This window comes from Actinoplanes siamensis, assembly GCF_016862395.1.
In the GTDB taxonomy this organism is placed as follows: Bacteria; Actinomycetota; Actinomycetes; order Mycobacteriales; family Micromonosporaceae; genus Actinoplanes; species Actinoplanes siamensis.
The window spans coordinates 1-8,734 of the sequence record NZ_BOMW01000110.1 but is presented as its reverse complement, the minus strand read 5'-3'; the positions used below and the strand labels follow the sequence as shown (position 1 = coordinate 8,734).

General features: G+C 65.8%; 3 protein-coding genes. 1 reads left to right on the top strand and 2 read right to left on the bottom strand.

Annotation, left to right across the window (positions count from 1 at the left end):
• Positions 1-137: 137 nt before the first annotated feature.
• Positions 138-1,433, bottom strand: coding sequence for a site-specific integrase (locus Asi03nite_RS36895; protein WP_203685163.1), 1,296 nt, complete (start codon positions 1,431-1,433; stop codon positions 138-140).
• 514 nt (positions 1,434-1,947) lie between these two features.
• Positions 1,948-5,208, bottom strand: a complete 3,261-nt coding sequence (locus tag Asi03nite_RS36890) for a DEAD/DEAH box helicase (RefSeq protein WP_203685162.1) — start codon at positions 5,206-5,208, stop codon at positions 1,948-1,950.
• Positions 5,209-5,560: 352 nt separating this feature from the next.
• On the opposite strand from Asi03nite_RS36890, the gene Asi03nite_RS36885 reads away from it, so the two are divergent.
• Positions 5,561-8,734: sacsin N-terminal ATP-binding-like domain-containing protein (locus tag Asi03nite_RS36885; protein WP_203685161.1), on the top strand; the 3,174-nt coding region annotated here is incomplete at its 3' end.

Here is an 8,734-nt window from a genome sequence, read left to right as displayed (position 1 = left end):
TTAGTGAAGTCCGGAGGGTAGTGGGTGCAGGCCGCGGGGGAGGTGTTGTCAGCCGACAGCGTCGAGCCGAGCTACGGCCTCGCGCTGTTGATCCGGACACCGTGAGAGGCGCGAGTTGGCGCGGTAGGGCTGATAACTTACGTGTTCGGAGGCTCTTGGTGGAATCCGAAGGGTTGGAGAGCGGCGGCGGCCGCGGTGCAGACCGGTTTCCTGTCGAGGTATACGTCCTGGGTCATGCTCGGGCGGGAGTGGCCGAGTTGATCGGCGATCTCTCGCACGGGTACGTGTGCGTCGTCCATCTGTGTGGCTACGCATTTGCGCAGTAGGTGAGAGGTTCCGCGGTTGAGGCCGGCGAATGTCAGCGCTGCCTTGAGGTCGTGGGAGACGTTGGAGGGATCGCGTAGCGTTCCCGTCGTCGACGGGAACAGGATCGTGATCTCCTCCGTCCAGGATTCTCCCCGTTCCAGCAGTTGCTGTAGCCATGTCGGTGGCCGGCCCCGAGGCCTGCCAGGCCTCGGCACCGTTGTCGGAATGACGAACTCCAGAGTCGCATCGACGGCGACGACCTGTACGGCCATGGAGACGGCGCTGAGAACGTGGGTCTCGACGGTTGTCCATACCCAGTCGGGCAGGGTGAGCGTCCGGCGGCCGGACTCGGTTTTCGGTTTCCGTGTTATAGCGACACCGATACCGGGATAGCGCGCTACAGTGCCTCGTACCTGAACGGTGTGTTTCTCCAGGTCCAAGGCGTCGACGGTTACCGCTAGGCATTCGCCGATTCGCAGGCCGGTAGCGGCCAGGAGGTCGATGATCGCGGGCACGTCCCGATGCACCGCTGGTGGGAAGTAGCTGACGTATGCACGTAGTTGCCGGACCTCGGCGGCGTTCAGGGCTTCTGGGCCGCGCTTTGGCTTGTTCCTGATCCGGGAGGTGTCTCTGACCGGGTTGTGTGTCATGGCGCCGAGCCGGGCCGCGTATCCGCATACGTCGCTCAATACCGTTCGTGCTGTTTTGGCCTGTGGCCGGCCATGTTGCTGTTCTACCTTCCGGAGGAAACGCTCGGCCGTTGCGACGGAGAAGGCGCGGCATTTCGTGTCTCCTACGGTTGGCAGCAGGTGGTTGTCGATGACCTGTCGGTAGGTGAGTTTCGATCCGAGCGATCCTTCTCCGGCGGCGTAACCCTCCCACCATGTCTCCATGACCAGGCGCAGCGTGCTTGCGGGGTTGATGACCGCGTCATCGTGGTGGTGGAGGCGGTCCTTGAGCGCCTGCTTCAGTGCTTGTTGGGCTGCCTTTTTGGCCGGGCGTGCGCGTTGAATTGATCGGATGGCGCCGTCGTGGTCACGGAACTCGCATCGGGCGACCCAGTTCTTCCCGGAGCGGTTGTAGCGGATCTTTCCGGCGGTTGCCGGTGGCAGTGGTGGCCGTCCCATCCGGTGCTCCTCGCCTGACGTGCGTCTCGGTGCCGCTTCTGGTTCCGGCGCGATAGGTGAGGAATGTGAGTCCGTCGTGGACGCCGGGGCCTGTCAATCGGTCTTCTGAGCATCTCCTGGCTTTCGGAGGTGTGGTGTCCCTCAATCGCGTCGCGTCGGTCGATGTGATGACCGTGGTGGTGGCGTACTGGGACGACATCATCCATTGGGGCTGGCGTTAGGTTCATCTGATTGGGTGAGCGGGGTGTCGTGGGCTGGCGGGGAGGATGTCATCGTGACGCGTCTGCCGCGCTCGCCAACGGGTTGAGCCGGTGCGGGGTGAGTATCTGCTGCATCGAGGCCGTCCACGGCCTGGCTCTATTCATCGATGCTGACCTCAATGCGGGCGGCAGGTTTTCCGGCCGCTCGCTCGTGGTCTGCTTCGGGCTGTGTAGAGAGTGTCGGGGATCGGTATCGCTGTGGGCCCGTGTCTGTGTCAGCTCTGGTGGACGAGGACTGATGGCAGTTTCGTGGGTCAGGCGCTGCAGAAGACATCGAATGTGGCTTGCGCGGTTTCGTAGACGTAGACCTCCGCGCAGGCGAGGAGTTGGAGCTGTTGCTGGCTGACCTTCGCGGCCGACAGGCCAGGTTGCACGATCGCGATTTCCAGTCGAGGGCGCAGGTATCGGGCACGGTGCTGGAGGGCTCGGAGCGTAATGTCATTGCCGAGCTCGAAGCCCGTGCGGTTGTGCTCGGAGCGGCGGTGTCGTTCGCGGCGGGTGAGGTGGTCGATGAGTTCGGTGCCGCGTTTCCAGTGCACGGACTTGTGGGCCTGGCCGCAGAGTTCGTAGAGGTCTGCGACGCGGGCGCCGGGTTTCGTCTCGGACGAGTATTTGCAGTGCACCAGGCGGATGAGAAGGGTGTTGTCGTCGAGGATGGCGAGAGCGACGATGTCGGCTGCTTCGCCTGCGCCGTCGTCATCGATGATGAGGTCCCACTCGCGTTCGGCGCGGACCATCTCAATGATCTTGTACTGGATGGAGTCCGGCTGGCGGTGGGCTCCTTGGGACTCCTTCCTGATGTCGGTGCCCGTCCAGTTGAGGATTTGAAGCTTGGTGGGGGAGAACGGCGGGGTGTTTCGGGGTGGGCGGAGCAGGAACCCGCCGTGTTCGATGGTCGTCTCGTCCTCGAAGTAGAACTTGACGCCCCGGTCGTCGAAGAGATCGGTGAGTGTCGTCTGGCTGCGCGGGGCGATCACTGCGACATCGCCGCTGAGGGCCTGGATATCGAGGCCCTCGGGGTGAAACGTCGCCTTGAAGGGGGCGCGCCAGTGCGGTGTGGTGGCTTCGAACAGGATCGGCCCGGTGGTGTTGTGGTCGGTGACCTGTAGCTCGGTGTCGAGTAGGGGGTATGCCTTGCCGTCGTACAGGAGCATGGTTTCGTCGCTGGTGTTGAGGTAGACGTTCAGCGGCCAGTCGACGGCGAGAATGGCCAGCGGGGGGCGTTCGCGGACGAGTTGAGGGCGGATGAAGCCTTTCATGACCTCGTCGATGGAGATGGTGTCGTCGGTCAGTTTCGTGCCGACCTGATCGCACCATTGAACCCATTCGTGGAGGGAGCCGACGGTCTTGGCGCTCCAGATACGGCCTTTGAGCGAGGCGCCGAAGCCAACATGGGTGCCTTGTTCGTAGCCGCGGGCGAAGATGTTGGTTTTCGACTTTGTTTGGGCTTCGGCGGTGGGGAAGCCTTCGGTGACATCGGCGCCGACGTGCATGGAGAACCGGCGTGCTCGGCTGCGGACATCGATGAGGCCGACATTGGTCGGCACCAGCCGGTTGACGTGAGCCATGACGCGATAGACCGCTTCGCCTTGGATGATTTCGGCGTCCGAACCGCTGACAGCCTTGGCGAGCTCCTTGTGGACGCTGTCGGTGTTGGAGCTGTTGAGGTACAGCAGGTTGCGGTCGCGGTCCCAGTACATGATGTACAGGTCGTGGCGGACGTCCTCGACCGTCCTGAGGTTGCCCCACTTGACTTCGCTGTGGTTCTTGATGACGAACCAGGCGAGGTTGCGCTGCCGGTTGAGGGCAATCGGATGGGTCAGCATCCGCTCTTTGCCGAAGACGTGTTCGGCGGCTTCGGGAGTCCAGTCGGTACACCGCGTCTGGTAGACGACCGTGCTGAGTTTCGGCTCGAGCGCACGGAGGGGGATCTCTTCCGGCAGCGAGGATCCGAACCCGGCCTCGAACTCGCTGATCTCCTGCTGCAGGCCGACCGCTGTTTGGGCCAGCTCGCGGATGACGTGGTTCCAGTCGGCGTCGTCGGCGTAAAGCTGGCGCAGGCTCGAGTCGTATTCGGGGTCGGGCCGGTTGACCACGGCGCAGGCTGTTCCGAGGTGGTCGGCCCCGGCTCGGGCGAACCGGCCGATGAACTGCAACGTGATGGGCAGGGTCTTGTGTGCGTCGTGGATGGCGGCGATCTTGAGGGCGGGCAGGTCGTAGCCCTCGCCGAGCATGTCGACGCAGACGATGATCCGGCTGTCCCGGTCGTGGACGGCCCGGAGCGCGGCTGTGCGCTGCTTCCGGGTCGCGCCGCTGTGGATCTTCACTGGTGCCAGGTCGGGGGCGAGTTCTCGGTACAGGGTGATGAGATCGTCGGCGCGGACCTTGGTGTTGACTCGAGCCATCAGCAGGTGGTCGTAGCCGCTGTCCAGGTCCTGTCGCAGGCGTCCGATCGCGGTGACGGCGATGGCTCGGTCGGGGTCGGTGTAGTCGGTGACGGGAATGTAGTCGATCTTCGAGAAGTATCCCTGCCGCTGGGCCTCGCGAAGGGGGAAGGCGAAGATGAGCCGGCCGCCGAGGTGCTTGCCGTCCGCGCGGAAAGGTGTGGCCGTGAACTGGACGACGTGCCGGTCGTCGAAGTAGCCGCGGATCTGATCCCATTGCGTAGCGGCGACGTGGTGGGCCTCGTCGATGAACAGGTGACTGCACTCGTCGACGAGCGCTCGCCGGATCGGTTCGGCGGAGGCCATGAGTGCACTGACCGTCGAGATGATGATGTTGCATCGTCCGGCGAAGTCGATCGCGGCCTGTGCCGAGGAAAATCCGTGCTCGATGGTTCCGACCACGGGACGCAGCGCAGGTTCTTCGAGGACCCCGAGTTCGGGTAGGACACCATAGGTTTCGAGTCGTCGGCCGAGCTGGGTACGCAGCGCGTCGGTCGGCACGATCAGGAGGAGCCGGTCGAGGCGTTTGGCGGCGAAGATGGCGTTCATGGTGTCGGTCTTGCCGGTGGCCGTGGGCATCACCACGGTTGCCGGTTGCGTGGGGGCGGTGGCCCAGTAGCCGGCCACGGCGTGTACGGCACCGAGTTGCGGTATACGCAGACCATCGCGGGAGTCGGGTCCGCTGGCTTCGATGTAGCGGAATCGTCCGTTCAGCGATTCGAGAACCTCGGCGGGGTCGGGAGCAGCCGGTGCCGGTCCCTTCCACTCGACACGTTCGTCACTGCCGATGTGCAGGTGGATGCCTTCGGCGGTCGTTCGTGTAAGCGGCCACCTGCCATGGATGGAGATCGCGCACTCGGCGTCGTCCCGTGTCGCAGTGTGAGCGGGCACGGCGAGGTGGCGAATGTGGTTGTCGTCGATGACGACGGGCCGTGCCCACAGCTGCGGGACCTCGATAGCCGCGATGATGACCAGTGCTCCTTGCCCGCCGGGGCGGTAGACCTGGGGGTGTAGAGGCGGAAGAAGGCGATCGGTATTGCACGCCGGCCCGTTCCGGGCGGCGCCGATCACGGCACAGCAGCCTATTGCCTTCGTCCGCAATTGCCGAGGAATCGCCGACAAGATCGCCCGAACGTGTTATCGGTGATCAGCCCATCGTCGAGCGCAGGCAGTCCTTCATGCCGGGCTACTCGTGATTCCCGCAGTCGGGCGTCTTGTGGGCCGAAGAGGACGAACGACCTCCTTGATCATCGACGCATGCAACAGTCTCCCTTGATCGGTCGCCGCTGAGTGTCGTACCGGTGAGGCATCCTTCTACCGACCGCGATGGAGGGCATGAGGTATGGACTGGGCGACCCGGCTGAGCCGGCGGGAGATCGCGGCTATCGAGTCGCAGCGGGACAACGAGGAGCTGCGGGAGAATTTGCTGAAGAACCTCGACGAGCGCGGCGCCGCGCAGGAGATGGTCCGTCAGCAGTATTCCGGCCGGTACCCGTTCGAGTTGCTGCAGAACGCGAACGATGCGGCGGCCGAGGCCGGGGTGCGCGGCCGTGCGTTCTTCCTCCTTACCGAGGACGCCTTGATCGTGGCCGATGACGGATCAGGCTTCGGCGACCAGCAGGTGAAGGGCATCTGTTCGCTGGGCCGATCGCCGAAACATCCGGGTGCCGCAGTGGGGCACAAGGGCCTGGGCTTCAAATCGGTCGGCGAGATCACCGACCGGCCGCAGATCATCTCCGAGAACACAGCCTTCCAATTCGACAGCGACCGGCTCCGCCGCGAAGTGATTGCACTGCTTGGCCCGCTCCCGGCCGGTCAGCGCCTGCCGGCGTATGCGTTTCCCTTCCCGGTGACAGATGAAGACCTCGGCGCGGACGCGGAAGTGGTAGGGCGACTGCGCGTCGACGGATTCCGGACCGTGATCCGCCTGCCGCTGCGTGACGGCGTGGACCGGCATGCCGTCGCCGAGCGCCTCACGGCCAATCTCCGCCCACGCCTGCTGCTCTTCCTTCCGGGCGTCGAAAAGCTCGAACTGCGCGGGACTGACGCCGACTTCGTGGCGTCGGTCCGGCCCAGCGGAGCCGACACCGACCACGTTGTCCTCGAGACCGAGGACAAGACCGAGCGGTGGCTGCTCTACCGCGGCGAGCAGGAGCCCGACCCGGATACGCTCGTCCCGCTGGGCGACGCCTGGTCGGATCTCAAGAAGGTCCGGTGGGCGGTGGCTGTCCCGCTCGGCGAGACCGGGCTCCCGCGGGCCGACGAGACCTTCCCGCTGCACGTCTACTTCCCCACCGAGGAGAGCCCGGGGCTGCACGTCCTGGTGCACGCCGAGTGGGTTCTCACGATGGACCGCAAGCAGCTCGCCGCGAGCCCCGAGGCACAGCCGTACAACGACCACCTCCAGAACCTGGTGGCGAATTTCCTGGCAGACCGGGTCGTCACCGATCTGGTCCGGCGCAGTAAGGCCGACGCGGCCGCTGTCGCAGTGATCGTCCCCGCATCGGCGGCGCCTGCCGGGGAGGCGGCGACCCGGCTGCGCGTTCTCTGGACTGCGGCGCTGGCTCGTGCCCGGTTCCTTCCGGTCCTCGACGGCACGCTTGCCCGACCCGCCGAGGTGTGCCTTCTCCCCAACCGCCTGCCCGATCTGAGGGCCGCCCACCGGCTGGCCGCCTTCGACCGCACCCGAACGCTGCGTCCCGACATCGAGCAGGCCGCCGCCACGAGAGCATTCCTGTCAAACGGGGCGACCGTCGAGATCATGCCCTTCGCTGAACTCCTGGGCCGGCTGCGGCCGCCCACTCAGGAGACGGTGGCCGACTACTACAGGTTCCTGCTCAGCTGCTGGCAGAAGCTGCCTGATCAGCTGGCGGTGCTACGAAAGACCGCACGGGTACTCACCACCGGCGGACAGACCTTGATCCCCGCCGAACAGCCGGTGTTCCTCCCCCGCAAGCGCGACGACACCTCGATCCCCGACGACATCCCGGTGCCCATCGCCGACATCCCGGCGATCGAGAGAGCCGAGGCACTGCTGCGAGAACTGGGGGTCCGGCCGTTCGAGTGGCGCGACCTGATCCGTGACTATCTGATCAAGATCCTGACCGATGCGGCGGCTGATCCCGGAGAACGGGAGCGGGCGATGGCCGGGTTGAGCGCCTACCACCAGACTCGCCTGGGTGGCAGCGGTGACCTGGCAGCCGTACTGGGCCGCGTCCTGCTGCCAGTCCGATCCGCCGACGGCACCTGTCGAGGGCTACGGGCCGGCGCAACGGCGTATTTCGGCTCCGACTGGACCGGGTCAGCCGATCTGGAGATCCTCTACGGACCATTCGGCAAGGCCGAGTTCCTCGACATCCCTGTGCCGGACGACCCGGATCAACGGCGCACTGACCTCGATTTCTACCGGATGCTCGGCGTCTGCGACCATCCCCGCATCGACGAGGCCACACCGTCGGACTGGTACGGCTACCTGCTCGGCGGCCTGCACCGCCATCCCCACGCAGGCATCGTCTTCCATCAGTGGCGGGCGGCGCCGCCGGCAAGCCAGGCGGCACAGTGCCCACAGGGCCACCCGCAAACGCAGCAGCTGCGAGTCTCCTACCGGCTGGACCGCCACCAGGAGTTGGTGGCCAGCGGGGATCCGCAACGGATGCTCGCGCTCTGGCGTCAGCTCGCCCGGCGGTGGGCGACGGTCTACGAGCCGGCCACCAAGGCTGTCTTCCGGTGCGTCAACAAGCTGCACTCCGGTGAGCGGGACCGTCCTGCCGAGTCGCTGTTCGCCTATCTGTTGCGGACCCGCACGTGGGTGCCGGTGGTCCGGGGAACCGAGGCAGCCCTGGTTCGACCCCGCGACGCCTGGGTGGAGGCCACCGGCACGCCCCGGCACGTGCGCGACCGCATTCCGCACATCACCGAGACGATGTACCAGATGACGGGTGGCAGCACCCTTGTCGCCGCGCTCAAGCTCACCGACACCGGGCGCCCGCGCGTTGCGGACCTGCTCGGCCTGCTCGCCTCCATCGCGGCAGAAGCCGACGGGCTCGGCCACACCACCCGTGACATCGAACTCGCCGCTCGCTACATCCAGCGGCTCCTGCAGAACGTCCTGACCGAGGACCAGACACCGCATCCCGATCCGGGATCCGTGCGGCTGCTGGCCAGCCACAATGGTGCCGGCGTCTTCGTCGCGCAACCGCCGTACGCGGAGGACCCGCTGCTGCGCGACACCTGGGAAGTGCAGCGGCCGGTACTGAGCGCCGAAGCACGGCTGCCCCGGCTGGCGCGCTATCTGAGACTCACCAAGCTCGACGACGTGGTGACAGCCTCCGCCGAGGCATTCGGCCCGCACCCGCCGCACGATCCCGTCCATATCGCCGTGCGCAGACGGCTCGATGAGGTCAAACCGTATCTGATCGCCTTGGTCCGGGCAGAGAACCCGCCCAATGAGCCCGCCGCCCGCAGCGCCCTGCAACGGCTTGAACTGGTCGTCTGCGACAGCCTCGTATTGCGGTACCGGCACGAGGACGTGGACTTCGACCGGGAAGATGCGGTGTGCTTCATCGCCACCCGCACCAGCCGTTACGGCTCGCGGACC